This window comes from Tolypothrix bouteillei VB521301 (assembly GCF_000760695.4).
Lineage (GTDB): Bacteria > Cyanobacteriota > Cyanobacteriia > Cyanobacteriales > Nostocaceae > Scytonema > Scytonema bouteillei_A.
This window is the reverse complement of record NZ_JHEG04000001.1, coordinates 4,410,351-4,436,401: the sequence shown is the minus strand read 5'-3', so window position 1 is coordinate 4,436,401 and position 26,051 is coordinate 4,410,351. Positions and strand designations below refer to the sequence as shown.

At 42.9% G+C, this 26,051-nt stretch carries 21 protein-coding genes; 11 read left to right on the top strand and 10 right to left on the bottom strand.

Going from position 1 to position 26,051, the window contains the following annotated elements; genetic code table 11:
• Positions 1-72: 72 nt before the first annotated feature.
• Complete coding sequence (locus HC643_RS17715) at positions 73-1,767, top strand: iron uptake porin (protein WP_038073443.1); 1,695 nt, start codon at positions 73-75, stop codon at positions 1,765-1,767.
• Between the two features lie 108 nt (positions 1,768-1,875).
• Here the strand turns inward: HC643_RS17715 and HC643_RS17710 are convergent, their stop codons facing one another.
• A complete protein-coding gene (locus HC643_RS17710; RefSeq protein ID WP_050045919.1) occupies positions 1,876-2,133 on the bottom strand; it encodes a hypothetical protein in 258 nt (85 codons plus the stop codon).
• 192 nt (positions 2,134-2,325) lie between these two features.
• Between HC643_RS17710 and HC643_RS17705 the strand changes: the two genes are divergently transcribed.
• The gene (locus HC643_RS17705; protein ID WP_038073437.1) at positions 2,326-2,925 is read left to right on the top strand and encodes a DUF3318 domain-containing protein; all 600 of its coding nucleotides are present in this window, start codon (positions 2,326-2,328) and stop codon (positions 2,923-2,925) included.
• A 326-nt stretch (positions 2,926-3,251) separates the two neighbouring features.
• Here the strand turns inward: HC643_RS17705 and HC643_RS17700 are convergent, their stop codons facing one another.
• Both HC643_RS17700 and HC643_RS17695 read right to left on the bottom strand, forming a co-directional pair.
• Entirely contained in the window at positions 3,252-5,024 is a 1,773-nt protein-coding gene (locus HC643_RS17700; RefSeq protein WP_050045918.1) for a glycosyltransferase family 39 protein, read from the bottom strand.
• Positions 5,025-5,105: 81 nt separating this feature from the next.
• On the bottom strand, positions 5,106-6,350 hold the full coding sequence (locus tag HC643_RS17695) for a glycosyltransferase (protein WP_038073241.1): 1,245 nt from the start codon (positions 6,348-6,350) through the stop codon (positions 5,106-5,108).
• A gap of 296 nt (positions 6,351-6,646) precedes the next feature.
• On the opposite strand from HC643_RS17695, the gene cofH reads away from it, so the two are divergent.
• The 3 genes from cofH (at position 6,647) to HC643_RS17680 (ending at position 11,064) form a co-directional block, all read left to right on the top strand.
• Positions 6,647-7,786, top strand: a complete 1,140-nt coding sequence (gene cofH, locus HC643_RS17690; protein WP_038073238.1) for a 7,8-didemethyl-8-hydroxy-5-deazariboflavin synthase subunit CofH — start codon at positions 6,647-6,649, stop codon at positions 7,784-7,786.
• Between the two features lie 824 nt (positions 7,787-8,610).
• Positions 8,611-9,012, top strand: a complete 402-nt coding sequence (psb27, locus tag HC643_RS17685) for a photosystem II protein Psb27 (protein WP_038073236.1) — start codon at positions 8,611-8,613, stop codon at positions 9,010-9,012.
• Positions 9,013-9,564: 552 nt separating this feature from the next.
• Complete coding sequence (locus HC643_RS17680; protein ID WP_038073233.1) at positions 9,565-11,064, top strand: family 10 glycosylhydrolase; 1,500 nt, start codon at positions 9,565-9,567, stop codon at positions 11,062-11,064.
• A gap of 72 nt (positions 11,065-11,136) precedes the next feature.
• Here the strand turns inward: HC643_RS17680 and mgtE are convergent, their stop codons facing one another.
• Positions 11,137-12,486 (bottom strand): magnesium transporter, encoded by a 1,350-nt coding sequence (gene mgtE, locus HC643_RS17675; protein ID WP_050045917.1) that lies wholly within the window; start codon positions 12,484-12,486, stop codon positions 11,137-11,139.
• Positions 12,487-14,137: 1,651 nt separating this feature from the next.
• Positions 14,138-14,275, bottom strand: coding sequence for a hypothetical protein (locus HC643_RS17670; protein ID WP_167844703.1), 138 nt, complete (start codon positions 14,273-14,275; stop codon positions 14,138-14,140).
• A gap of 357 nt (positions 14,276-14,632) precedes the next feature.
• On the opposite strand from HC643_RS17670, the gene HC643_RS17665 reads away from it, so the two are divergent.
• Positions 14,633-17,848, top strand: coding sequence for a glycoside hydrolase family 15 protein (locus HC643_RS17665; RefSeq protein ID WP_038084440.1), 3,216 nt, complete (start codon positions 14,633-14,635; stop codon positions 17,846-17,848).
• A gap of 412 nt (positions 17,849-18,260) precedes the next feature.
• Positions 18,261-19,142: an RpnC/YadD family protein gene (locus HC643_RS17660; RefSeq protein ID WP_038084441.1), complete on the top strand. Its 882-nt coding sequence runs from the start codon at positions 18,261-18,263 to the stop codon at positions 19,140-19,142.
• A 156-nt stretch (positions 19,143-19,298) separates the two neighbouring features.
• Here HC643_RS17660 and HC643_RS17655 read toward each other — a convergent pair whose 3' ends face one another.
• Complete coding sequence (locus tag HC643_RS17655; RefSeq protein WP_038084443.1) at positions 19,299-20,096, bottom strand: sugar phosphate nucleotidyltransferase; 798 nt, start codon at positions 20,094-20,096, stop codon at positions 19,299-19,301.
• A gap of 153 nt (positions 20,097-20,249) precedes the next feature.
• A complete protein-coding gene (locus HC643_RS17650) occupies positions 20,250-20,564 on the bottom strand; it encodes a YkvA family protein (protein ID WP_038084445.1) in 315 nt (104 codons plus the stop codon).
• 211 nt (positions 20,565-20,775) lie between these two features.
• On the opposite strand from HC643_RS17650, the gene HC643_RS17645 reads away from it, so the two are divergent.
• From HC643_RS17645 to HC643_RS17635, 3 genes are all read left to right on the top strand, one after another.
• Positions 20,776-21,555 carry a MotA/TolQ/ExbB proton channel family protein gene (locus HC643_RS17645; protein ID WP_038084472.1) on the top strand — a complete coding sequence of 260 codons (780 nt, stop codon included), beginning with the start codon at positions 20,776-20,778 and terminating at the stop codon, positions 21,553-21,555.
• A 32-nt stretch (positions 21,556-21,587) separates the two neighbouring features.
• Entirely contained in the window at positions 21,588-22,247 is a 660-nt protein-coding gene (locus HC643_RS17640; RefSeq protein ID WP_038084447.1) for an ExbD/TolR family protein, read from the top strand.
• Positions 22,248-22,537: 290 nt separating this feature from the next.
• Entirely contained in the window at positions 22,538-22,900 is a 363-nt protein-coding gene (locus HC643_RS17635) for a phage holin family protein (RefSeq protein WP_038084449.1), read from the top strand.
• A 59-nt stretch (positions 22,901-22,959) separates the two neighbouring features.
• Here the strand turns inward: HC643_RS17635 and psb29 are convergent, their stop codons facing one another.
• Entirely contained in the window at positions 22,960-23,643 is a 684-nt protein-coding gene (gene psb29 / locus HC643_RS17630) for a photosystem II biogenesis protein Psp29 (protein ID WP_072040759.1), read from the bottom strand.
• Between the two features lie 128 nt (positions 23,644-23,771).
• On the opposite strand from psb29, the gene HC643_RS17625 reads away from it, so the two are divergent.
• Entirely contained in the window at positions 23,772-24,368 is a 597-nt protein-coding gene (locus HC643_RS17625; protein WP_038084453.1) for a chromophore lyase CpcT/CpeT, read from the top strand.
• Between the two features lie 42 nt (positions 24,369-24,410).
• Here the strand turns inward: HC643_RS17625 and HC643_RS17620 are convergent, their stop codons facing one another.
• On the bottom strand, positions 24,411-24,779 hold the full coding sequence (locus tag HC643_RS17620; RefSeq protein WP_038084456.1) for an STAS domain-containing protein: 369 nt from the start codon (positions 24,777-24,779) through the stop codon (positions 24,411-24,413).
• A gap of 207 nt (positions 24,780-24,986) precedes the next feature.
• Complete coding sequence (hemF, locus tag HC643_RS17615) at positions 24,987-26,024, bottom strand: oxygen-dependent coproporphyrinogen oxidase (RefSeq protein WP_038084458.1); 1,038 nt, start codon at positions 26,022-26,024, stop codon at positions 24,987-24,989.
• Positions 26,025-26,051: the final 27 nt, after the last annotated feature.

Genomic DNA, 26,051 nt, shown 5'->3' with positions numbered 1-26,051 from the left:
AGTAAATCCCAATTTTTTTATTTTTGGGAATTATATCACGGTTGAGTTAGTAGGTGTGAGTGAGACAAAACTATGAGAAAAGTATCTGGGAAATTGTTGAAGTTAAGCCCGGTTGTTCTTGCGGCAACATTCTTCACAGCTAATAGTGCTTTAGCTGGAGAAGTGACTGAAAACATGACCTCCGTTGCTCAATTAGAAGAACAAAATAACAGCCTCGGTCAGGTAACATCCGTTTCTCAATTTTCTGACGTACAACCCACTGATTGGGCATTCCAAGCATTACAATCCTTGGTTGAGCGGTACGGTTGTATAGCAGGTTACCCTAACGGAACTTATCGCGGTAACCGTGCTATGACCCGTTATGAGTTTGCTGCAGGTTTGAACGCTTGTTTGGACAGAGTGAACGAACTAATTGCAACAGCCACTGCTGACTTGGTTCGGAAAGAAGACCTGGCTACCTTACAGCGCTTGCAAGAGGAATTCTCAGCTGAATTGGCTACTTTGCGCGGTCGTGTAGATGCTCTAGAAGCCCGCACTGCTGAATTAGAGGCCAATCAATTCTCTACCACAACCAAGTTGGTTGGGGAAGTCATCTTCAACATATCTGAAGTCTTTGGAAATGAGAGAGCAGTTCCTTCTGGTGTTACAGACCCAGATAATGATGGAAATCCAGGTAACAATGCCAATGATGACTTAGAGACAAACCCCATTTTTTCGGATCGCGTTCGTCTCAGATTAAACACCAGTTTCACTGGAAAAGACCTGTTAGTCACTCGCTTGCAAGCACGAAATACTACCCCATACGGTACGAACGTTACGGGTACTAACATGACCCGTCTGTCGTTTGACGACAATAATAACAATGATATTGAAATAGATAAACTCAACTACAGCTTCAATCTGGGTGAAGCAGTGCGTATCAAGATTGATGCTAGCAGTGGTGAGTTTTACGACAACATCAATAACTTAAACCCCGACCTCGCAAGTGATGGAAGAGGCGCGATCGGTCGTTACGGTCGTTTTAGCCCCATCTACCGTCAAGGTCAAGGTGGCGCAGGTGCAACCATTACACTCAATCCAAGAGGACCCATCACCTTATCAGCAGGCTATCTAGCAGGGTCAGCAAGTAATATAGTCACAGGTACGGGATCGGGAGCAAGTAATCCAGGCTTAGGTAGAGGTATTTTCAATGGTTCATACGCAGCCATTGGTCAGCTATCCTTCCAACCCAACCAAGCACTAAGTATTGGTTTGACCTACGCCCGTACCTATCAAAACAGCGAGAATGGTATCAACCTGTTCTCTTCTACAGGTAGCCAATATGCAAACAACCCCTTTAATGGTGCTGCACTCACCGCTAACCACTACGGTGTAGAAGCTGCTTTCAGATTGAGCAAGAATATAACCATCGGTGGTTGGTATGGCTATAGCGAAGCAGAAGCTAAGAGCGGTCCTCGTGAAGGAGATGATGCAGACTTTAATTACTGGGCTGCAACATTAGCCTTCAAAGACTTTGGTAGAGAAGGTAACTTACTCGGCATTATCTTCGGTCAACCACCAAAAGCAGGTGACAACGACTTTGTTCAAGCAAACGGCGTTCGTCGTGAAGATGATGACACATCCTACCACTTAGAGGCGTTGTACAGACTCCAACTGTCTAACAACATTGCCATTACTCCTGGTGTATTGGTTATCTTCAACCCAGAACACAACAACGACAACGACACCATTTATGTAGGTACACTGCGTACTACCTTTACTTTCTAACACTTGTCTCTCACAAAAAACTGACTCTTAGTGAGTTAGGGAAAAGTTAGTGGGGGCGCAAGGCATTGCGCCCTTTTTTATTTGTGATTTGTTAGTGGTTGGTAGCCATTAACCATTACCATTTTCTGAAGACAATAAATCGCTTGGGGGGCGATCGCTACTCCAAGCCCACCAAACAGAACCGCAATGGCATTGGTAAAACTCTTGCCATTTGCGTCGGTTTTGTTCGGTTAACACAGGCGAACGACGATTTATCCAAACTTGTACGGCTTCTAAACTACTTGAGCGACATTGGGGACAGCAAAATTCATAAGCATGAGTTGCTTGAGTTGTCCAATTGGGGGGAATAGGAGTAAAAGCGTCCATAATTATTTACTATTAGTTAATAGTTGTAGAGGCGCGTTATGGCGCGTCTGGGTATAAGCCATCAGTTGTTAAGTAAAAATGACTATCGACAGTGTTTTGTCTTGTACTTGTCTATTATGTAAATAAATAAGGTAATCTTACCTTATATCAAAAGTTTTATTAGAGGTGAAAGCTAGTAGCTGATAGCTAAAGATGGAACCAAATGTTGAAATACGTCGTTTGATAGATATTATGCCTGCTTCTGGACGTATGCTGACAAAAATCGTCAGCAAACCAGAACAGCAAAAGGTGATAGACGCTTCCTTACCACTGCCTTGGAATCAAGACAGACCAGTCTATATTAACTTCGATTTGTGGCGTCGCATGACAAAACCACAACGGGACTTGTTACTGTTGCGAACTGTCAGTTGGTTAATAGGCGTCAAATGGTTTAAGCCCGATATCTATCAAGGTATAGCTGTAGCCGGTCTTTTAGGAGGATTTGTAGAATCAGCCCAAGCAGATGCAGTTGGTATAGTTGTAGCTTGTGGATTAACCGGGATAGCGCTATTTCGCATATGGCGTATGAATCGTTCTCAAGAATCAGAGATTGGTGCTGATGAAGCAGCTATTCGCATAGCAGCGCGACGGGGTTACTCGGAAGTGGAAGCCGCCGAGCATTTGTTATCTGCTATTGAGGCTGTAGCCAAGATTGAAGGACGTAACGGGCTAGATTTTATCGAATTACTCCGCAGCCAAAATTTACGCGTTATAGCTGGATTATCTCCTGTGGGAATTCCAAAAGATGGCTAATAGCTAATGGCTAATAGCTAATGGCTAATGGCTAATGGCTAATGGTGAGTCCAGAGAAAGTAGGCGGTAAGTCTAGTGCTGCAGGCGGGTTTCCCGCGACCACCGGGACTGGCGAACCCGTATAGCCCTTACGGGCATAGCTTCGCATCGCGAAGCGTGTGCCTTGCACATAGCGTCTGTGCTCCTGAGATAGGGCGAACAAGGGAGGGGTTTCCCATACCCTGGGGACTGGCGTATAGCCCTTACGGGCATAGCCCAAAGGCATCGCGAAGCGTGTGCCTTGCACATAGCGTCTGTGCTCCTGAGATAGGGCTAATGGCTAATGGCTAACAGTGGTACAGTTTGTATTCATAACCATTAACTGCTGGTAAAGAGCGACTATCAATGGTACAATTTGTAACTTCTTCTGGTAGAGGTGCGTAAAAATTCACTACCCATAAATCTAAGGGGCGCGATAGTACCTTTAACGTATTTTGTAGAGCATTGGTAGAAGTGTTTGCATCTTCATTTTGATGTGCTAGCAAAAACTGTGGAGTTATGAATTTTAAACTTTGAATCTTAAACTCCCTTGCGACTCCCATCATTTCACCAATGTGTACGTGAGTTTTTTGAGTAGTCGCAATTAAAATGGGTACGCGAGAAGTTTGTTGGATAATTTGTACAAATAAATCCGGGCGATAGTATTTTTGATAACCGAGATTGCAAGTTACAGTTATAGCACTTACCATTCCCATCACAACAACGATCGCTACTGCTTGTTTCCCGCTCACTCCCCATCTTACTTTTTCTTTGTTACTCCAACACACTGCAAGACTGGCTCCAAGTAAAATTATGACTGCGGGAAAGTAGACAAAGTTATAACGAGCGCCTCGCGTTAAATCAATACCAAAAAAATAAGTAATTGTGAAAAATAATGCGATCGCACTAACAGTGAATACTGCAAATACCTGCGCCATCACACGGGTTTTTGGTTGTTTGAGTTGAACCTTCACACCATCAAGCAAAATTGGGACAACCCAAACAAAGAAAATCAGCATGATCAGCCCGGAGATAATTATTACGACGAGATTTGCTGCTTCTACAGGTAACAAGCAAATCATCGTAATCCATGCAGCTAGAGATTGAAATATGGGATTTATCCAAGCCATCCCATGTTGCGGGCTTTGAATCCACTCTGTTAACTTATTACCATAGCTGTTCTGTAAAAATACAGGTACCCAAACTAACCCTGAAATAAGTGTACCAGCCGCAACCGCACCTATTCGGAACCAGGTGTTAAGAGGATGGGGGGATGGAGTAGACAAGGGAGACACGGAAGAGGGGGTAGATAAAGTAGAATCATCTTCCTTGTTCTCCCCACCTCTGTTGTCTCGGTGTTCCCACTGCAGCCAAGCGAGAAAAAGTAAAACACAAGCTTCGGCGCAAAGAGTGAGTGTAAAAAAGTAATGAGACGCGATACCTAAAGCATTAATTCCCGTCCAACAAAAGACAATCCATAAGGGTAGCTGAGTGCGTTCCTTAATGTGTCGTGTAGCAATAACCAAGCAGGCGAGAGAAGCAATAACCCATAAAATTGCCAATGTATAATGACGGGCTTCCTGTGCTAGAAAAATGGCATAGGGAGAAGTAGCCATAATTGCAGCAGCGATATGGCTGACCAAACGGGAACGAAAAGTAAGCCTGGATAAAGCATAAATTGCAGGGACAGACAATGCACCTAAAAAAGCAGCAAGCGATCGCGCTCCCCACAAAGAAACCAAACCATCTTGGGTAGGAAATAATTTTGTCCAGTAGTGAGTCAGGATAAAGTAAAGCGGTGGATGATTGCTTTCTCTTAATAAGTGTGTTAGTACGTCTTTGACCCCTACGCCAATTTGGGGTTGCAGTGGGCGCAACAAAATATCGATAGGAATCGGTTTATCTAAAGGGACAGGTAAAAAACTATTACCCAAGCTAAACACTAGAGTCGAAAATTCATCAGTCCACGGAGGCTTAGCTGTTAAGTTCATCAGGCGCAAGCCAAAACCAATGACCAGCCAAACCAACAACAGTGGTAGAATTTTGAGTTTTGGGTTTTGAGTTTTGAATCTTAAATACATACATCATTTGCGATCGCTCATAACTTATAACTCACAACTCCCAGTACTTTGTTCCTGTAACAATCCCCAATTCCTCAAGAACTACTTCACCTGTGTCACCCGCCAACTCAATTTTAAATTAACCCAAAAGTTCCAAATGGTAGCAACTGCAATTGCAATTAAGTTAGCAACGTAGCGATTGGGAATCATAAAGGTAAACACTAGCTGTAAGACAAACACATTTAATGTTAAGCCAGCTAGGCAAATAATATTGAATTTTAAAAACCGTAAAATGCGCTGATGCCATTGATTTTGTAGACTTGAAACATCACTAAAAGTCCAAAGATCGTTCCATAAAAAGTTATTGAAAATTGCGATTTCCCCTGCAATAATTTTGCTGAGAGCGAGGGGCAAATCTAAAGTCGTAGAATCACTTAACAAGTAAAGCACGGTCATATCTACAAAAACGCCACTTAACCCTACTAACCCAAAGCGAACAAAGCGACCGATAGGAAAACCCAAACGTTGACTCAAGCGTCCCAACTTTCCTGTAGACAGGCGCAAGCGAATTAAATGATACAAGTAATCAAAATAATGTTTCCATGTCACTTTACTTTCACCCTGTTTCCGTTCGCAAAATACATATCCTACTTCACCAATTTGGTTTATACGACCCCGCCCGATAACTTCCAAAAGGATTTTATAACCAACAGGATTCAAAGTTTTACCGACAAGACAATTTCGGCGTACCATAAAATAACCGCTCATGGGATCTGACACTCTACCCAGGACTCCGGGCAAAATAATGAGTCCCAAGATTTGAGCGCCACGGGATAAGAAACGCCTGATAAAACTCCAGCTACTTACCCCCCCACCATCTACGTGACGGCTAGCAACTGCTAAATCAGCTCCTCGTTCAATAGTATTTAACAGTTCTAAGAGGACGTGAGGTGGATGTTGCAAATCGCCATCAATGACTCCTAAAATATTACCTCGAGCCACCTGCCATCCACGAACGACCGCACTAGAAAGACCTTTTTCGTGTTGACGCCGCATCACTCGGAGTTGGGGATATTCCCGCATTAAAGACTGTGCAATGTCCCAGGTACAATCTGGACTGTTATCATCAACTACAATTAGTTCGTAGTTACCGGGTATGGAGTCATCTAGCAACCCACTCAAGACCCCAATCATTTTTTTGATATTTGCCGCTTCATTATAAGTTGGGATAACCAGGGAAAATAGAACGGCTTCATCTCCTATGGACGAGCTTTTGGGTGGCAATTCAGAAATCCTTAAAGGACCTGTTGGTACTAACAAAAGTGAATTAGGTTGGATGATACTCATTGAGAAATACTTGTATGGGCAACAAAGTTTTTGTAGTTCGGCTGACTTTGGCTTGAAATAATTTAATGAAAGGTTAAAGGTTATTGTCTTATAATTTCTTCAAAAATTCTATTTTCCAGGAATTTTTGTTAGTAATTAGTCATGCTTTATACTAACAATTAATCGGCACAATCTTTTGTCAGTTGTCTCCCTTGTCTCCCTTGTCCCCCTTGTCTCCCTTTCTCCCTCGTCCCAAATGGGTAAAAATATGTCATGCTTAAAAAGCAAAAATGTTAACCGTCTGCTTCTACTAACCTGTGGTTACTGTAACTGTTGATGCTATCCTTGACCGTACCCTTGGGGGGTATGATTTGTCTTCTGAAGAAGGACTGGTTTTGTTAAAACAAACCGATCCGACTGCAATTGCTGCCATTCGCGCTACATCTGACAAATTGCGTCAACAGCAAACAGGAGACATTGTAACTTACGTTATTAACCGCAATATTAACTTTACCAATATTTGCGAGCAGCATTGTAGCTTCTGTGCTTTTCGCCGAGATGCAACAGAACAGGGGTCTTACTGGCTAGATTGGGCACAGATTTTGGAAAAGACAACGGATGCTGTACGGCGAGGTGCAACCGAAATTTGCATGCAGGGAGGATTGAACCTACAAGCAAAGGTAAATGGTAAATCTTTGCTTTACTACCGTCAGCTTGTAGAAACTATCAAGGAAAAATTTCCCAAGATACACCTACACGCTTTCTCTCCTCAAGAAGTGCAATTTATAGCAAGAGAAGATGGGCTAGAGTACGCTGATGTTATTCTAGCTTTGCATGAATCTGGGGTGGACTCTATGCCGGGAACGGCAGCTGAAGTTTTAGATGACGAAGTCAGACGTATTCTTTGTCCGGAGAAAATAGACACGGGGACTTGGCTGGAAATTATGACTACAGCTCACAAACTGGGTTTGCACACCACCAGTACGATGTTATCAGGTCATATTGAGACACCAGAGCAACAAATAAGACATTTGGAAAAATTACGACATCTCCAAAAAACTGCGCTCAATCGGGAATACCCAGCTTTCATTACCGAATTTATACTGTTACCTTTTGTTGGTAAAGAAGCCCCGAAATCCTTACGCCGCCGTGTGGGACGAGAACAACCTGTCTTGGCTGACGCGCTGTTACTCACTGCAGTGGCAAGAATTTTCTTGGGAAATTGGATACCCAACCATCAACCAAGTTGGGTAAAACTGGGCTTAAGTGGTGCAACAGAAGCTTTAAAGTGGGGTTGTAACGATATCGGTGGCACGTTGATGGAGGAACACATTACCTCAATGGCGGGTGCTCAGGGTGGTACGAATATGGAAGTCGAAACTTTACAAAATGCGATCGCATCTATAAATCGTCCGTACCAGCAGAGGGATACGCTTTATCAGTTTGTTAGTTGTTAGTTGTTTTACCAAGCACCAAGCACCAAGCACCAATCACCAACCAATAAGTTGATCCCCAAGATACCATTCCAGGATAGGATGGACGTTGATTTAGGTATTGTTTCACTTGTTGCATGTCAGCACCCCGTACTAAAGTAACGGGGCTTCGTGCCCCAAGCTTTAGTTAGCTGACCCGCCTAAGTTCTTAACTGAACTACGTTATTGGCAAGAGTTAAAGTCCTACCTGTGGATGCATTGCCAGTCCATAGCTCTAGAATTAGATGGTTAAACAGCTTTACAAGGGGTAAGGCAGTGCTATCTAAATAGTGAGGCAAATCTGAAGACGGGTTTCCCGTCGCAGGATATTGCCGAACCCGTAAGGGTACCGACCAATAACTTTGGCAAGGCTAACATTACTCCCGCAAGGGAAGGCTCTTAGGAGCAACCCATTATGCGTACAGGTGAGTCTAGCCCCACAGGCGGTGAGACCAGTGCAATAGAAAGGTTTCCTTTCGCAAGCAACTGGCGAACCCAGAGGGGTTTCCCGTCTTAGGGGGCTGACGAACCTAAAGGGGTGAAAGATATCAGTTCGTAATTGCCCGAACGAAAGTAGATCGCAAAACTACACGATATTGAGTCACCCCAAGGCGGTAATGGATTTCAAGACGACTGTCCTTAGAGGAGTCAGTGCGTTGCGGTGAGTCCAGCGCTGCAGAAAGGTTTTCTTTTGTAGGCGACAGGCGAACTCCGAGGGGGTTTCTCCCTTTGTAGCAACTGGCATGGACTTGCGTCGTGTTTCCTCCTCAACCTAAAGCACAAGGTTTCCACACTTCCCACGAGGTTTTATGAAGCGCTATTGGTCACGTCTACTTGCCCTAGTTTTGGTAGTCGTTGTTGGTTTAGTGGGCTGTTCTACTAACGAAGTGGGTGCTTTAACAGGGAATTACTCTCAAGACACCTTAACTGTAGTTAGCACCTTAAGAACTGCCTTAGACGTAACAGAAGACGCACCAAACAAAACAGCAGTTCAAACAGAAGCACGTAAAAAGATAAATGATTTTGCCGCCCGCTATCAGCGCGATCCTTCTGTCGCTGGTCTGAATTCCTTTACTACCATGAGAACAGCTCTTAACTCCCTAGCCGGACACTACAGTTCCTACCCCAACCGTCCCGTACCAAAAAAACTTAAAGACCGTTTGGAACAAGAGTTTCAGCAGGTTGAGTCAGCACTCCGGCGTGGCGCATAAGTGCGATTTATTACATAATTCTGTTTTTCTCAGTGCTCGGTCAAATCCCCGACTTTTAAAAGGATACAACTGGTTAATGGGGGATGAGACCTGTCATTCGGTACTTTCTCGTTCTCAGCCTCTAGGTGGGAATGCAGTCCGCAAGGCTCTGCCTCGCCAGGAGGCGGAGCCTCTAAAGAAGGTATTACCAGGTGGAGCCTTTTGAGAAGGGGAGGGATTGGACCTCTGAATCACCATCTGTATTTCTAGAGAAGTCGGAGATCCGAAAAAATAATTTTTATAAAAGTTTATTGTATAACATATCATTAAGTGATATTGCTGAATACCAATTGAACTTTCCGGTAAGCCAGCGAGTTGAAAACTTAAATTGAAGTATTATATTTAACTTAAAAATCCACGCAAACTAAATTGTAAAATTTGGCAACAGAAATCAAGCTTTAGAAGTCTATGGCACATGGACTTCTAAACCTTATACTATGGCATTCAATATACATCTCATTTGAATGAATACAAGTTGAGGTTGATGATTGTTTTGTACTTATAGTTCTACGTATGTCTAAACGTTCTTTGAGTGTTGTAAAACCAATATTTTTTTGGCAACACCTGTTAGCAGCTGCTCTTTTCACTACCGGGTTGCTGATGCCTTGGATAGACAATCAATCTGCAAAAGCGCAACGAACCGAGTATTGCCAGCTTTCGCCAGAGGCAGCGCAAGAAAAAGAAAACTTGCGTTTGTCAGCACTCAAAGGCAAACAAGTTGCTCAAAAGCGCTACCAGCAATTGGTACAAACACAGGCAAGAGATTTACAGGAATGCCGAAACCGCAATTGGCCACAAATTCAAGCAATCTGGTTGCGTTTATACCCTTGTGATGCTCGCCAAGGAAGCATCGATCAAGTTATGGATCGGATTGTTAACAAGGGTTACAACCAAGTTTATTTGGAAGTTTTTTATGACGGACAAGTCTTGCTACCAACAGGGGCTAACCCAACAATTTGGCCTTCCGTTGTTCGCACACCAGGGACAGAAAAAACAGACCTGCTTGCGGAAGCTATTCAAAAAGGGCGAGAACGAGGTCTGAAGGTTTATGCTTGGATGTTTACAACTAATTTTGGCTATACTTACGCCCAGCGTCCAGATCGGGAAGGAGCAATCGCTCGTAATGGTAAGGGGCAAACGAGCTTATACGTTGTAGATAATAATTCTCAAGTTTTTATTGACCCTTATAACTTACAAGCAAAACGCGACTACTACCAAATGCTGCAAGAGGTGTTGCGACGTCGTCCCGATGGAGTGCTCTTTGACTATGTACGCTACCCAAGACAGGCAGGAAGTGACTCGATCGCAACCAAAGTCACAGATTTATGGTTGTACAGTGATGCGACTCAACAAGCCTTGTTTCAACGCGCACTGAATTACAAAGGGCTAGATTTAATTCGGCGTTTTTTAAGTAAGGGATATGTAACAGCAGGTGATATTGCTGAAGTCGATCAACTCTATCCTCAAGAAGGAGAACCTTTGTGGCAGGGTCGCACTTCCGCAACAGAACAAAAGTCGATTATTCCTCCAGACCAAAGACAACCACAACTGCAGGTGGAGTTATGGCAGCTATCCGTTGCCCATGCCATGCAAGGCATTCTAGATTTTGTCAATCTAGCTGCCTATCCGGTACAACAGGCGGGAATTCCAGCTGGTGCCGTTTTCTTTCCCGACGGGAACCAAATGGTGGGTCGGGGGTATGACTCTCGCTTACAACCTTGGGATAAATTCCCAAGTTCTCTGGAATGGCATCCCATGTCTTATGCAAATTGTTCTAATGCTGATTGTATTGTGTCTCAAGTACAACGAGTTTTAAATGTAGCATCACCAAACACCACAGTTATTCCAGCTCTAGCCGGTAAGTGGGGAGAATCTGTAAGCAACCGTCCATCCTTAGAAGCGCAAATGCAAGCACTTCGTCAAACGACTCCGCAATTAAGAGGAGTTAGCCATTTTGCCTATTCTTGGCAAGACCCAGAGCATGATAACGAGCGCAAGTTCTGCCGAAATTAGGGAATAGTCGTTAAGGGGACAAGGTAGACAAGGGGAACAAGTGTTTTCCCCCTGCACCTTGTGCCGAATTTTCTACCCCCTGAAGACGTGTAAAGCAAATGAGATCATCGATAGGAATGTGAAAAACCCAAGAGCATCTAAAGTTGTTGTCATGAGGGGACCGCTAATGAGGGCTGGATCGAGATTGATCCGCTTTAAACCCATTGGTAATAGCGTTCCTAAGGTGGCTGCTAAAATGACATTCGCTATCATTACCATTCCTGCTATTACCGAGACCCAGCGATCTTGAGGAGGCGACCAAATGAGGGAAAGTATGCCAAGGGCTATACCTAATGCTATGGCTGTACCCACACCTGCCAATACTTCTTTACGTAGAAGCGGTATTGTATCTTTTGGTGTGACCTCTCCTACGCCAATACCTCTGACTGTCACTGACACAACTTGGAAGGCTACGTTGCCACTGCTATTAGCTAAAATCGGCATGATGATTGCCAAAACCGGCACCTGTGAAATGACTCCCTGAAAAGGTGAGATAGCGCTGGCTGCACCAATGTACAAAACAATATTTGCTAACAGCCAAGGTAATCGCTTGCGTATAGTTACGTGGGGAGGGGACAATGCATCTTCATCGCCACCACTTACGCCAGCCAGTTTTTGAATGTTTTCTGTGGCTTCTTCTTCCAAAATGTCTATGACATCATCAATAGTAACGATTCCTACAAGTCTGTCTTCTCGATCCACAACGGGAATGGCAATCAGGTCATACCGCTTCATAATACGACCTACTTCTCCCTGAGACGTTTCTGTTGTGACTCTAACAACGCGAGAGCTAGCTATTTCTCGTATTAAGACATCAGGGAAAGTAAATATTAACTGGCGCAAGGAAACAACACTTACGAGCTTGCGATTATCGTCAGTCACATAGGCGTAGTAGATAGTCTCTTTGTCTTTGTCTTGAAGACGGATTTTGCTGAGCGCTTCCCCGACTGTCAGTCCTTCCCGCAAGCGCACGTATTCTGTTGTCATGACGCGTCCTGCAGTGCCTTCAGAATAGCCGAGAATGGTTGCTGTGGCTTGACGTTCTTCTGGACTAAGTGTTTGTAATAGCCGTTTCACAACTCCGGCTGGCAGTTCGTCAAATAATTCTGCCCGTTCGTCGGGACTCATTGCTTCAACAATCTGGGCAACTTGAATATCGTGTAGGGAATTAATCAAATCCTCCTGCACGTCTGGAGGTAAGTATTCAAATACATCGATCGCCTGACATTTATTCAGCAAGCGAAATGCGATCGCCCTTTTCTTCTTGGGCAATTGTGCAATGTAGTCCCCGGCGTCAACAGGTTGCAAACCATTCAAATCCAACTTAAGTTGGTTGAGGTCTGCAATGTCAATGGCTAAATTGCGAATATCCTCAGTGAGCATCATAAAACCTCCTATGGTCTCCCCCGCGCTGGGAGACAAACTCGCCAGCTCAGAGGAGGTTGGTACTGCCGTCGTCTTGTGGGCTCTGGTCCATAACCCTCAAAAAATCAACATCGATTCCTAAAATAAAATGGAATCGCTAAGTCATAATACTAACCCGGAACCGTGTGATCCGGTAGATGCTGAAGCTTCAGTATAGGAAACTTTGATATCCAGACAACCAAATTTCTTACTGCCCTGATGTCTGTGGATCTGAGTAGATTCTACTACTGTGAATATCTGTGTCAACCCCATCACTGAATTTCTTTGACTGCTTTTTAATGTTAAAATCTCTACTAAGCAATAAGTAGCCTTTGTTTGAGCACAAAAATAAAGATTGTGTAATCATACGGAACTCCATGACTTTTCATTGAGGAAATCAGAAAAATCTTGCTACGCGTCAGCTCGACGAATCAAATTTTTAGAGGTCATTTGTATTGCTGACTACAATTTGGCAAGCTAATCTCGTAGCGCATCGCTAACAAAAACAGAAGCTGCTACAAGCATTTAATCGCGAGATCTAGTAACAGCCATCTGATTTTGGTGAGATTTGTATCTACGTCATAGGTGAGTAGTGTTATCAACCCCAAAGATCTTTGTTTACTGTTCGCATATCACCAATTTGTCCAAGATCCTAGAGTTTTCGCCAACAAGTTAGAAGGTTTTTTTGATGTGAAGCCTTCAATACTGTGGCTGTTCATCTTAGGATGAACGGTTTGCTAAAATTCCTCACTCCCAAATGAAGTTAATTATAATAGTCTGCTAGTTGAGTTGTAAATCTCGAATGCTAATTTATGTCAATCTTACACCATATTATTTATAAACGCTCTTTTCAACTAGCTTTAGTGAGTGTTAACACCTTCAAGTAATGCCCTATCTTTTCCGGAAGTTATCAGATTCAAATTTTTTCTTGAGTCTCAATGAGTCCACTATAAACATTATTTTTATCCTCATACCATTTCATTGAATGATTATCTCTCCCATCAGTGTTTCAAAGTGTTAGCTCTCCCAATCCCTCTTATTAGGGGAGGCTAAAATATTCGTAAAGTTTCCCTTTTTAAGGAAGCCACGAGCTTGGGGCGCTAGTGCTGTAGGAGGGCGTCTTTCCTTAGAAAATCGGTATCCGGGTTTCCCCACTAGTAGCAAGTGGCGTGGATTTAGGGGGAACTAAAAAATTAGGACGCTCAACGAGTCGTTTGAAAACACCCCTAGGGAGATTGAAATCACCAGAAAAAACTTTAAAAGACTTAATATATATACGGTAGGGATAGACGGAAACGGGAAATCAGTTTTGTTTCAAAGTCAGGTATAAATTGGTATTATTCCTATCCCTTTTTTCAACTTGGAAGAGTAGATTGCTGCTTCCTTCCCGCCAGAAGATTATCTATCAGCGTTAGGCATACCCACCAACATTGCTACCCCTGCACAATCAGTGAAATTTTAGAGCGGAAAGGGAGTAATATCCTTAGTGTGTAAGAAAAGGTTCCCCTCCTAAATTCAATTAGAAAAACCCCCTACCAAGCTTTTTAGAATAGGGGGAATGAGCGAGGAGGAATATAAAATTGTCTTCAATAGCCAAAAGTTAAAAAATCTTTTTTTAACCAGTCAACAGTCAGCGATCTCCAGAACGTTTTAAAGAACCATCGGCATATAACTCTAGTGGAATGAGTTCGAGCCTGCCGTTAACTTTTACTTGGGTATAGACAACTTTTACGAGTGGTGATTGGTTTTGATTATAACGTAAAGACATAATTGACTTCTCCTTTATCTATAGTTAATCGAGGGATGGGTTTTATGGGATTACAACTTCTTTGTTTGATTTTTACGAAAGGGAGAATTTGCTTATATTTTTGTCCTGATATATAGGTAACAGAGCCAGTATAAAGATAAAGATAAAGTAGGCTGCTTGCTGATAAAGATTTGAAAAAATCTTTAATTTAGAGTATATTTTCTCTATCGTAGAAAACCAATGAATCAAAAACGAAAGCCTTACCTCCAGCTAACCATCGCCCAAGCCAAAACTCTGGTTCAGAACTGGATTTGGTTTGGTGTCATAATTGACTTCACAGCCTAATGGTGCTATTCCGAAAACCTGGATAAGACATGTATGAAAACAGCTGCTCAACTGCAAACTCGCCTTGATTATTATTATCATCAAATCAAGACAATTATCCTTGCCCGTCAGAACCCGATGACTGGTTTACTACCAGCGAGTACAGCAATAACTGCCCACGGCGACTATACTGATGCCTGGGTACGCGATAACGTTTACAGCATTCTGGCAGTTTGGGGTTTGGCGCTAGCATACCGAAAGGTTGATGAAAGCAAGGGACGGACGTATGAGTTAGAACACAGTGTTGTTAAATTGATGCGGGGACTGTTGTTTGCTATGATGCGGCAAAGTGCCAAAGTCGAGCAATTTAAACACACTCAAGCCCCCTTAGATGCTTTACACGCTAAATACAACACGGCAACAGGTGATATCGTTGTTGGTGATGATGAATGGGGACACTTGCAACTGGATGCAACGTCAATCTTTTTGTTGATGCTGGCGCAGATGACTGCTTCTGGATTGCAAATTATTTACACTTTTGATGAAGTGAATTTCGTTCAAAATTTGGTGTACTACATTGGACGCGCTTATCGTACTCCAGACTACGGTATTTGGGAGCGAGGTAACAAGATCAATCACGGTAATGCCGAATTAAATGCCAGTTCGATAGGGATGGCAAAAGCCGCCTTGGAAGCTATCAACGGTTTAGATTTATTTGGTGTTCATGGTTGTCAAGCATCAGTCATTCATGCTTTGCCGGATGAAATCGCCCGCGCTAGAATTACTCTAGAATCTTTATTACCTAGAGAATCGGCTTCAAAAGAAATTGATGCGGCATTGCTCAGCATAATTAGTTTCCCAGCCTTTGCAGTGGAAGACGCGCCGTTGCGAGAACGGACTCATAACGACATTATTAAGAAACTGAAAGGAAAATATGGTTGCAAGCGATTCTTGAGGGATGGTCACCAAACAGTTTTAGAAGATACAAATCGCTTGCACTACGAACCTTTTGAACTCAAACAGTTTGAAAAGATTGAGTGCGAATGGCCTTTATTTTTTACCTATCTCTTTTTAGACGGGTTGTTTCGTGGCGAACAAGAGCAAGCTAAATACTATCAAGGGCTTTTGGAGTCTTTATTAGTTGAGCGAGATGGCTTGCGTCTGTTACCAGAATTGTATTACGTACCTGAAGAGTCAATAGAAGCAGAAAAACAAGCACCTCACAGTCAATTGCGTTTACCCAATGAAAATATTCCCCTTGTGTGGGCGCAAAGTTTGTATTTTCTCGGTCAAATGTTAAGTGAAGGATTGATAGCTGTTGGTGATATCGATCCTTTGGGCAGGTATTTGTACATTGGAAAAAACCAGAAACCTTTAGTTCAAATTGCCTTAATTGCAGAAGATGAAGATTTACAAGCAAAACTGGCGGTTTATGGTATCGAAACGCAAACACCCAAGCAAGTAGAACCAATTCAAATCAGGCAAGCAATTGACCTTTCAGCAATGTATACCCAAATTGGGCGAAACGATAAATTAGGTTTAACGGGACGTCCAGTACGACGGCTGAGAAGTTTGACAACATCTAAAATTTTTCGCATTCGCGGTGAAACAGTTGTCTTTTTACCCTCGTTTTCAGACTCACAAGTGTTCTACTTAACTCTGGATCGTCATTTTTTGGTGGATCAGATAAGAAGTGAACTGGCGTATATTCAGAAATACTGTGCTGAGTTAGGCCGTCCCACTTTTACTTTAATGCTGACTCACACCATGTTAGAAACAGGGAGTGAGGCATTACTGTCCTTGATACAAGAACTAAAGGACGGTATTTGTAATGGTGTACGGGTAAAATTAGGGCGGCTCAATCAGTTGATGCTTACTGCAGCCACTCAAAGGATTGATGTTCTCCAAGATTTCGAGTTTTCTCAATCATCAGTACAAAATGCTACACCTCGCTGTTCTTATTTAGTGTACAATCCACAGAAAAATTGGCAGTTGGGACACATTCGAGAGTTTCAGGTGGAGTGCGAAACCGATCTTGGGTTGTTGCTTGTTGCCTTGCGAGCGTCAGAAAATCTTTACGAACAGATAGAGTTGTTACAGACTTTGACTCGTTTGCAAGGTTTAGAGTTTGATACTGGTTTTGGCGGACCGGGGCGTCCGGTCACTGTGGGCGATTTGTTAGATGAAGTGTATACAAAAGCAGGAGATGCAGGGCTTTGGGCAGTTGTCCGTCGCGCCGCTGGATTGCGACAAATGAATGATATCGGTTTGTCGGATGTGGTAACGAGTATTTTAGTCCGTGGCAAGCAAATTGCTGTTGGTAAGGCTTACAGCGAAGATTCACTCATTACGACTCCATTGTCTCATAGTGAAATTGTTGAGAAAATTAATGACTTTTGTCGAGAGGATATTCGCGATCGCGTTCTCACTCAAGAAATTCTCATTTATTTGAGTGCTTTGATTAAAGCAGAACCAGAACTTTTCCAAGGGCTACTCACACTCAGGATCGGGTATATTATATTACTGATTACTAGTGAATTGGCACGGGAGTTAGATGTCACTCAGGATGAAGCTTACGAACATTTGATGCAGCTTTCGCCTTTTGAGGTGGTGGCAAGAGTGCGTCAGGTGTTGTATGAATACTCCAGTATGAGCAATTTGTTACGTCAACAAGAATCATTACACGTCAAACAAAAAGAAAGTGATATTGATTGGGTAGTGCTACCAACTTTAATTGATGAAGTAGAAGATATACCATTAGGTGGTTGGCGGCGTTTTCGTCAAGCCGAAGGAACAACCGGGCGCGTGCCTAAAGACTTTTTTAAGCAGGTTTGGTTGGTGATGGAACATTGTAAGGGATTGGTGATTGGCGATAAATTGGAGCGACGCAATCGTTTAGATAGTGAAGAAATTCTGTCAGAAATGACACCAGGAGAAAAGAACTTTGCTCTCCAAATCGAGCATCTGTTGAATAAAATAGAAGCTCCTGAGTACAGGCAGGTATGTATTGAAACATTGATGGAATTGGCTGCGATCGCATCTAGCAACCCCAGCTTGCAAATTGAAGAATACATCGTGTTGGATGTGTTAATCGGTCACGCAGTCCGGTTGGCGTGGTTGGACAATCATCACGACAGACGCGATCGCTATGATGAGGACAAAGCCAGTGCGTGGCGATCGTTTTACAACACATCTCCTAGAGAATGTGCCAGCTATATTGTGAAGGCGTTCCGCTTCTTGACTGAATTCGGTCAAGATTTGGCAGCTTAATTCTTGTGCTCGGGGGGTTGGGAAACTGTTTCTCACCCCCTTTTAGCCTAGCAATTTGGAAATCGCGGCTACAGAAATGAAGTCTGCACAGGCGGACTAATCTAGTCTGAACGACTGTAGCCTTTTTTCCCTTTCCTCTTCCTCTTGAGTCTTTCGCATCGCTCACATCAGGTACATATAGCAGTGAGCGCGAAGTGGGACTCCAAACTACAGATCCGCGCATCGTTCAAGGATTGATTAACCGTTTCAATAAAGCGTTGAATTTTGGACATCAACACACCTATCTAAATGGTTACTGAACAAAAATTTGTTGAGTTTCAAACTACGACAACAATGAATGGGAGGCATTTTTCAGCACATTTACTGATAAAATATCCAATTCAGTTATTGAAACAACAAAACTGTTCTATCCATGCCGAAATCTGCTGATATCAGCACTAAAAAGTTAATCAGTCTGACACCAAATAATTGGGTCAAATGGGTGACTCAACTCCCTAACATCGTTACAAAAGAAGTTCTCAACTCAGAATTTCAATGGATTAGCCGCGAAAGCGATGTGTTAATTCGTGCTGAAAGCCCAGAATATGGAGAATTTCTCATACTGAATGAGATACAACTGCGCTACAAGTCCAATATGCCTAAACGGATGCGGGCTTATACCGCCCTTGCAGAAGAAAAATATAATTTACTGACGTATCCCGTACTGATTAATATTCTTAAAAACACAGAAGACGATACTGCAATTGCCAATCGTTATGAGTCGAGCTTTGCAGGATTACAAGCTCGCCAAGACTATCGTGTTATTAATCTGTGGGAAGTAGATGTAAGTATAGTGTTCGAGCAACCACTACCTGCATTGCTGCCATTTGTGCCAATTCTGAAAGGCGGATCTGAAGAATCAACAATTCAACAAGCTTTGCGACAATTGCGAGACAACGAGGAATTAAATCAGTTAGAAACGGTATTAGCATTTTTTGCTAGCCTCGTACTAGATAGTGCGGTAGTACAACAAATCATGAGGTGGGATATGGCGGTTTTAAGAGAATCACCCTGGTATCAGCAAATACTACAAGAGGGGGAAGCACGTGGGGAAGCACGTGGGGAAGCACGTGGGGAACGTAGAGGAATCATCTCTGGAATTGAACTAGGATTGGAAATCAAATTTGGTAATGAGGGCTTGCAATTGATGCCACAAATCTCTCAAATTACTGATTTGGAAAAGTTAAAGCGCATTCAACAGGCAATTAAAACAATGAACTCCCTAGACCAATTGCAGCAACTTCTTTTGTCATAACAATGTAGCGCGGGCGGTTTTTTAAGAGCCGCCTCTACTCAGCGTATCCATTTGTAAGACTACTAAATATAGCACGGCTTTGACTAAATCATCTGGTGTTCCTACCCGTACTATGCCAAGCCTTTATCCATTATTTCTGGTATCATCCTATTTGGTTTACCCATTTGTAAAACTACTAAATTTATGCACGGCTTTGACTAAATCGTCTGGTGTTCCTATATCTAAATAAGTTCCATCGGTAAAAGCTTCTGCTTCCACGTGAAAACCTTTTTCAATAGCAGATTGAATAATATCGCCAATAGGTATTTCTGGTAGCTGTGACAAAAGGTTACTTTTTGCTTTAAGAGGTATGAGGTACTCGTGTAAAAATAGTGTGAAAGCTGGCGTCCAAACTGCAATACCCCACATATAACGCAGTTGCGATCGCCTGGGTTTTTCGACAATGAGATGTACTCTACCCATATTATCAAAATCAACCATTCCCGCTTTATGAGGTTGATGTGTGGGGAATAATCCTAAGACGACATCCGCACCACTCATTTCCAAACGCGAGAGTATCCGTGTAAAAGCATCTTCGGGTTGAAACAAAATATCAGGAAAGCCTAAAGCAATGATGGCATCTTGAACAAAGGGATATGCTTGATCCAAAGTGAAAGGAACTCCATATGGTAAACCCATTATCAGGTAACCTAAGTTCATGGAAAGCATAGTGCCATCACCAAAATAAGCCGGAATATCCCACTTACCAGGGCGTAGTATAAAATATGCTTTCTCAATACCTGCCAGTTGCATTTTTTCCAACAGATATTGAGAAACTACTTTCGGTCGGCAATCCTGTTGATTCCCGAAGTCTTGAAAGCCAATAGGATATAATTCTTTACTCAGTGGTAAAGGAGAAATTCGCTTTGCTTGTCCGCCAGCAGGCAACAGTCCGATAATTTGGCGCTTGTTCATAGGCGATCGCATTTCCATAATTATACTCTTGCATAATCCTATGGGAGACAATGCCTCATCGTCCAATAACAAAAAAATATCCCTCCTTCGAGCGATGCTATTCCAAGCATAAGTCAAAGGAAGGTTTGCGGAATTTTTACCCTGTCAGAGGCACTATTTAACAGAAACAGCATCGACATCGATTGTTTCTGTAGTAGAAGTAGGATTTTCTGCCGTAGTTGCTGCTTGAACCCCATCTTTGGTTTGACGGACTTTAAAGCCTTCGATCAGTATTTGGGATACCTCGGAAACCAGCAGAGTTAAGATGACTACATCATCTAGTTCCCCCAAAACCGGAATAAAGTCCGGAGCAATATCAAATGGGCTAACGACGTAAAGTAGAGTTCCTAAAACGATCCACCAACGGTATTTTGGGTTGCGTAGTGTATTGCGATACCAGCTATAAACTGATTGAATGGAAAAATTCATTTTTTTATCCTCCAGTTACCTTTAATTCTGGCAAGATATGCCCTAAACTTCCTGTGGGAATAACCGTCCTAATTAGTCTGGAATATGCTACACCACATGTCAGTGTCGAGCGTTGATGTTAACAACAAGTTATTGAAGTTGTACATTAATCTCTAAAATAAAAGTGCTTTGGGCATAGATACATTATCCTTGGATGGAGGAAGCGAAAACTGTGGATATCTTAGATCTGTTTCAAAAGGGCGGTCCGGCAATGTGGCCACTGCTTGCCCTATCGATTCTATCTTTAAGTGTCATTTTCGAGCGCTTGTGGTTCTGGTTGCGGATATTAAACCAAGAAAAGCAAATTGTGGAGCGCGTATTGTATGCAGCCCAAACTGATTGGAGAGAGGCGCGTGAAATTGCCAAACAGAGAATCGACCAGCCCGTGGGAAGATTTCTCTATGCTCCCTTACGCTTAATGAAAAACGATCCAGAAACTTTTCGATTGGCTTTAGAAGCAACAGCTGAAGATGAATTGGCTGGGATGCGACGAGGAGAGAAAATGTTGGAAGCTGTCATTGCCCTAGCTCCATTATTAGGATTGTTAGGAACAGTTTTGGGCTTGATCCGCTCTCTTGGAGATTTACGAATTGGGGATTTAGGTACTGAAGCTACAGCAAATGTCCCTGCAGGTATTGGTCAAGCTCTCATTAGCACGGCATTTGGTTTGATTGTTGCTATAGCAAGTTTAGTGTTTTATCGTCTTTTCCAAGGTCTTGTTGTTAACCAAATCAAGGTTTTTCATAAAGCAGGTAATGAGTTGGAGTTGCTGTACCGTCAGTCACCTCCCAACTACGCAGAAATGGCACCTGACCCTTTGGCACTCCCTCAGGGTACGATCCGAGATTCTCAAGATAGGTTGAACTCCCCCAGAAAAAAAGGTAGAGGTCGTCTGACTGAAACTCCCGAACCACCATTAGAGTCGGATCTTCCAAGACCAAACGATAGCTGATAAAAAGCCCTAATAACCATGAGATTTATAAAATGAAAATTAACTTACATAACCCTGTTGAAGAAGCTCAAATTCAAATTCTTCCCCTCATTGATGTCATCTTTTGTATTTTGACGTTCTTTATTTTGGCTGCTTTGCAATTTACTCGACAGCAGGCTATTAACATCGATTTACCCAAAGCTAAAACGGGTACATCTGCTGCTGGTGTCGTATCGCAAGCAGGACGGGACATATTACCTGTGACTATTGATGCTGTTGGTCAAACTTACGTAGAAAAACAGCCTATCGATCGCGAACAACTGAAGTCCGCTTTAGAGGACTATATCAAAAAGAACCCACAAGGGGTTTTTGTTCTCAATGCCTCTAGATCTGCAACCTATAACGATGTTATCGAAATGTTAGATCTATTGCGATCTGTGGGAGGCGATCGCGTTTCTTTGGGAATTATTCCCAGTACTTCAGGTCAATCAACAGATCCCAATGTACCGACTTCTCCCTCTTTTCCAAATAATCCCAATGTACCGGGAGGAAGTTTACCAAATACTGTTACCCCAGATCTGTTTAATCCTCCACCTGCACCAAACCAAATTCCTTCCGGAGGGAGTATTACTCCTGTGAATCCATCTGGAAATTCTTCTTCCTTACCTCAAGTACCTGCGGGTGGAAAACCGAATCCTGCTCGAAATAGGTAGGAATGCATGCAGAATACGGGATTTGTAGGGTGGGAATAGCCCGCCCTATTCTCGTTTCCAGGCTTCACCTGGGAACGAGCGTGAAAGTTAAAGAGATCTAAATTAAATATCAGTCAAAGAAAGATTTCTGCTAACTTACAAATTGTTGATTTCATGTCAGGCTTTGTTAAGCAATAGATCGAAATCCTTGTGATGCGATCCGGCTGTATAGCCGTTAAGCGTCACTTATCGCCTTTTGGGTAACTTCCAAAGGGAGCATTGCCAGTTACATTTGCTAAGAGGTTGTGGTAATGAATATCGGGGCATTATTACTTGTTTGGCTGGTAACAGCCATTGGCTTATTTGTTGTTAGCAAGCTGCCATTTGGAGTTGAAATTGACTCACCAGAAAAAGCTTTTATTTCCGCAGCCGTTCTGGGAATTGTAACAGCAGTTGTCAGACCACTTCTACGCCTTGTATTTGCCGTTCCCAACTTTCTGACTTTTAATTTGTTATCGAGCTTCTTCACATTTATTATCTCTGTTGTCAGTTTTGGGATTGCAGCTCGGTTAGTACCGGGTTTCCGCCTGCGTTACGGTGCGGGAAGCGCTATTTTAGGAGCTCTTACGCTCTCTATTCTCAGTAGTTTAATCTACCATTTGTTAGGAGTTTAAAAATTTGCAAGTCGTTAGTAGCTAAGAACCACTAACTGCTAACGACTCACGACTCATGACTAACTAGTACTAGACTGCTGACTTCTTTGTTCTCTTCGTTTGCGGTCGGCTGAGAGCAAATCAGACATCACTGCTAGTGCTTGAGTCACTTTGTCTAAGTTAGAACGGTAAATTTCCAAATCTTTACTGAGTTTGTCATCAGATAGATGCAATCCATCAGCAATTTTTTTCAGTGCTTCGGTAAGTTGCTTTTGGTCTTTTACAAGTTCTGGGTCTGACAATTCCAGTAAAGAAAAAACTCCAATCGCAAACAAGCGATTGTACTTAAAAGCTGGATTTTTGGAAATTTCTTGCAGCGAGGACTGAAGCTCGGCATCCCTGTCTAAATGCGTTTGTTGACTTAACCACGCAATTAATTCCGAAGGTGGTAAACTTTTCGCTACAGATTGTAATCTTTGAGCATCTTGTCTGTAACGCTGCGGATCTTCTTCTAACGCTCGCACAAGAGCGTTGAAAATCGACTCCTTATCCCGTTCTGGCTGGTAGCCTTGCATAAAACGCTCAAAGGCTGTAACGACGCCCAGGGCATAAATTGGTTCATAGCCAAAATCTACATTGACTGACAGCAAATGCATTTCCACCATTAACTCTTCCACAACCCGACGGTAGATAGTATTTATCGGGCGGGTATGAAGGTTGTAGAAAGTTCGCTTAGTATCAGAGACAGTACGGACGTTATTCACAAAGCATAATTATAAGGGCGACGTATTTTTATTCTCTCGCTTTAGGGCAACTTTGCCAAGTTCGGGTTTTCTCTTTGTATCAAACTGGTCTAAAATTCGGGATCGATAGCTGTTTGCTTCTACACAATATGACTGTCTCGCAACCACTACTGACCCTTGCTCGCTATCTTCTTGGTGAGTTTGATAATCGAGAACAAGCTCTTGCAGATCCTGCTTGGTACGTTCATTTGCGCCTGTGGCATAGAAAAGTGCCTCTTTTTCAAGAAGATAGCGTCACCATTTTTGCCGAACAGGCCAATATTGTCCAACTTGATAAACCTTACCGTCAGAGAATTTTACGTCTTACCGAAGGACAAAATACTCATGCACCCCTAAAAGCGCAATATTATATGCCTAAAAATCCCACCGCTCTACTAGGTGCCGGTCGCAACCCCGATTTACTCAATAGGCTCACTTATGACCAATTAGAATTGCTGCCAAGCTGCGTATTAGATGTCAAACAGGATACTTTAGCCCCTAATAGCTATAAGTTTACTGCCACTCCACCAGCAAACACTCTTTGCAGTTTTACTTATGGTGGCAGTACTATACAAATCTCTTTGGGTTTTGAATCTACTGAAGATCGATTTATGAGTTTTGACAAAGGGATTGACCCGAGCAGTGGAAAAGCTACTTGGGGTGCAATTTTAGGACCTTATCGCTACAATAAACGAGAACAGTTTTAATTTTGATTTTGGATTTTAGATTTGAATCGAAAATCTACGCATTTAACTAGCGATACTGCGAGGTACGCCTTCCAAGGCTTCCTCTTCAGTTTCAAATATCTCAAAAACAGTATCCATCATAGTAACTTCAAACACGAGTTTGGCTTCTGGATGGACGTTACAAATCCGAAAACTACCTTTGACTTTATCAGCATCACGCATTCCGGCGACTAAGGATGTTAACCCAGAACTATCAATAAAATTGACCTGACCGAGATTAACCACCACATGGCGGCTTAGTTTGGAAATACATTCTTGCAACTTCAAGCGAAATTGCCAAGCTGTAGTGATATCAAGTCGTCCTGATGGTGTCAGAACGATAACCGTATTTCCATCTTGAGTTGTATAAGTTTGCTGATCGATATGAATCACTGAGTCTCCCCTTAGCACTCCTCAAACATCCTCTCATTTCAAGTAAAGTGGACTATCGCTGGCCCTAGCTCTATATGACAAAGCTACAGATCTTTCTGTCATTATTTTTGCTAGGTGCTTACCTTTAGTAGTTTAACTTACTTAATTTGGCATTGGGGATTGGGGTAATTCGCAATTCTTGATTAATTACGAATTACGAATTACGAATTACGAATTAGAATAGTTTGCCCAATCTTGCGGTTTGAGGAACGTTTCGTATAACTCCGCTTCAGGAGAATTGGGTTCGGGTTGATAGCCGTATTCCCAGCGCACCAGGGGTGGAAGTGACATCAGGATAGACTCGGTGCGTCCGTTGGTTTGCAGCCCGAAAATTGTGCCCCTATCATATACCAAATTGAATTCTACGTACCTTCCCCGGCGATACAGTTGAAAATTCCTTTCGCGATCGCCGTATTCCATTTTGTGTCGCCTTTCCACAATTGGCAAATAGGATGGTAGGAAAGCGTTCCCACAATCTTGTATAAAAGCAAAAAGTTGCTCCCAACTGCGGGGTGCTAATTCCCCAATTTCGTTGCTGCAAACAGCAGCCGCACTATCTTTATGGGGACCCCGATACAAAGCTCCCCGTCCATCCTGGTAATCAAAAAATAATCCGCCAACACCGCGTGTCTCTTTCCGGTGTGTGAGGTAGAAATATTCGTCACACCAACGCTTAAACACCGGATAATAATCTGGAGAATTTGCATCACAAGCCTGCTTGAGTGTTTTGTGAAAATGTGCTGCATCTTCAGCAAAAGGATAGTATGGTGTGAGATCTGCTCCGCCTCCAAACCACCACACAGGTCCCGCTTCAAAGTAGCGGTAATTTAAATGAACTGTTGGCACATAAGGATTGCGGGGATGTAACACCATTGAAGTACCTGTGGCATAAAAACCATGCCCTGCCGCTTCTGGACGTTGAGCTATGATAGAGGGCGGCAATTGAGAACCCCAAACTTCCGAAAAATTTACACCGCCTTGTTCAAATATTGCACCCTCACGCATGACACGAGAGCGTCCGCCGCCACCTTCTGGGCGTTCCCAAGAGTCCTCGTGAAATTGTCCCATGCCATCGAGTTCTGCCAACGTTTGAGAAATTTGGTCTTGTAACTGTTTCATAAACTGACTGACTCTGGTTTTAGCGTCAGCCGGCAGGGTTTGTGTGGTTTCTACTGGTAAAGTTGGGATTTGGGCGTTGGTCAACATAAACTCTAATACAAGTGTTTGGCATGA

Excerpts from the sequence above, each read along its gene's own strand:
- HC643_RS17715 (WP_038073443.1), top strand. The coding sequence starts at position 73 with ATGAGAAAAGTATCTGGGAAATTGTTGAAGTTAAGCCCGGTTGTTCTT.
- HC643_RS17710 (WP_050045919.1), bottom strand. The coding sequence starts at position 2,133 with ATGGACGCTTTTACTCCTATTCCCCCCAATTGGACAACTCAAGCAACT.
- HC643_RS17705 (WP_038073437.1), top strand. The coding sequence starts at position 2,326 with ATGGAACCAAATGTTGAAATACGTCGTTTGATAGATATTATGCCTGCT.
- HC643_RS17700 (WP_050045918.1), bottom strand. The coding sequence starts at position 5,024 with ATGTATTTAAGATTCAAAACTCAAAACCCAAAACTCAAAATTCTACCA.
- HC643_RS17695 (WP_038073241.1), bottom strand. The coding sequence starts at position 6,350 with ATGAGTATCATCCAACCTAATTCACTTTTGTTAGTACCAACAGGTCCT.
- psb27 (WP_038073236.1), top strand. The coding sequence starts at position 8,611 with ATGAAGCGCTATTGGTCACGTCTACTTGCCCTAGTTTTGGTAGTCGTT.
- HC643_RS17680 (WP_038073233.1), top strand. The coding sequence starts at position 9,565 with ATGTCTAAACGTTCTTTGAGTGTTGTAAAACCAATATTTTTTTGGCAA.
- mgtE (WP_050045917.1), bottom strand. The coding sequence starts at position 12,486 with ATGCTCACTGAGGATATTCGCAATTTAGCCATTGACATTGCAGACCTC.
- HC643_RS17670 (WP_167844703.1), bottom strand. The coding sequence starts at position 14,275 with ATGTCTTTACGTTATAATCAAAACCAATCACCACTCGTAAAAGTTGTC.
- HC643_RS17665 (WP_038084440.1), top strand. The coding sequence starts at position 14,633 with ATGAAAACAGCTGCTCAACTGCAAACTCGCCTTGATTATTATTATCAT.
- HC643_RS17660 (WP_038084441.1), top strand. The coding sequence starts at position 18,261 with ATGCCGAAATCTGCTGATATCAGCACTAAAAAGTTAATCAGTCTGACA.
- HC643_RS17655 (WP_038084443.1), bottom strand. The coding sequence starts at position 20,096 with ATGAACAAGCGCCAAATTATCGGACTGTTGCCTGCTGGCGGACAAGCA.
- HC643_RS17650 (WP_038084445.1), bottom strand. The coding sequence starts at position 20,564 with ATGAATTTTTCCATTCAATCAGTTTATAGCTGGTATCGCAATACACTA.
- HC643_RS17640 (WP_038084447.1), top strand. The coding sequence starts at position 21,588 with ATGAAAATTAACTTACATAACCCTGTTGAAGAAGCTCAAATTCAAATT.
- HC643_RS17635 (WP_038084449.1), top strand. The coding sequence starts at position 22,538 with ATGAATATCGGGGCATTATTACTTGTTTGGCTGGTAACAGCCATTGGC.
- HC643_RS17625 (WP_038084453.1), top strand. The coding sequence starts at position 23,772 with ATGACTGTCTCGCAACCACTACTGACCCTTGCTCGCTATCTTCTTGGT.
- hemF (WP_038084458.1), bottom strand. The coding sequence starts at position 26,024 with ATGTTGACCAACGCCCAAATCCCAACTTTACCAGTAGAAACCACACAA.